This is a genomic window from Veillonella sp. CAG:933, from assembly GCF_000431435.1.
Taxonomy (GTDB): Bacteria; Bacillota; Negativicutes; order Veillonellales; family Veillonellaceae; genus Veillonella_A.
In genome coordinates this window covers 1-794 of sequence record NZ_HF986248.1, presented here as the reverse complement: position 1 = coordinate 794, position 794 = coordinate 1, and the positions used below count along the sequence as shown (strand labels likewise).

General features: G+C 29.3%; 1 protein-coding gene. It reads left to right on the top strand.

The features are described 5' to 3' along the window. Positions 1 to 24 precede the first annotated feature (24 nt). On the top strand, positions 25 to 794 hold a 770-nt coding region (locus QZL64_RS12860; RefSeq protein WP_296309683.1), incomplete at its 3' end, for a hypothetical protein.

Genomic DNA, 794 nt, shown 5'->3' with positions numbered 1-794 from the left:
CAGTTAGAGAATATGAAATCTCCTATGGATCGTATAGATCTAGAAAAAGTTATATTTCCTTTTATAAAGTTTAATACTCCAGTACTTCAGAAAGCATTGCAAGATATGAAAAATCAACACAATGTGTCTCCAGGTAGAAAAGGTTATATTAATACTTTTATATTTGGTGGAATGGAAGTAACTATTGGAGTCGGAGGTATACATGGTGACAATGGTTGCTGTTCAATTAAATGTAATGAAGATGAATTATTATTAGATTCTGATGTTAATTCACTATACCCAAGTTTAATTGCAGTATATGAACTATATCCACCCAAATTAAAATCCATTCTTAAAGAGGTATATCCTGAAATTATTCAGGAAAGACTAGAATTTAAGAGAACAAAACAAAAAAATAAAAATGAAACGTATAAGTATATGCTTAATGGAGTAACTGGGAAAATGCAACAAGAAGTATCTTGGTTATATGCACCATTTTCTATTATGCAAGTACGAATTAACGGTCAATTGCTACTTTTAATGCTTGCTGAGAGACTTTTAGATCTAGGATGTAAGTTATATCAGATTAATACTGATGGTATCTTATATAAGATAAAAAAGGACAAATATGATAAATTACAACAAGTACTAAAAGAATGGGAAGAGCTTACTAAGCTTACTCTAGAAACAGAACAATTTACTTCATTTTATCAGTTAGCAATAAATGATTATTTTGGAGTAGAATCTGATGGAAATATTAAGAAGAAAGGATTCTTTCTGACTGATATTGAATTAGGAAGAGGATTACAACCTAA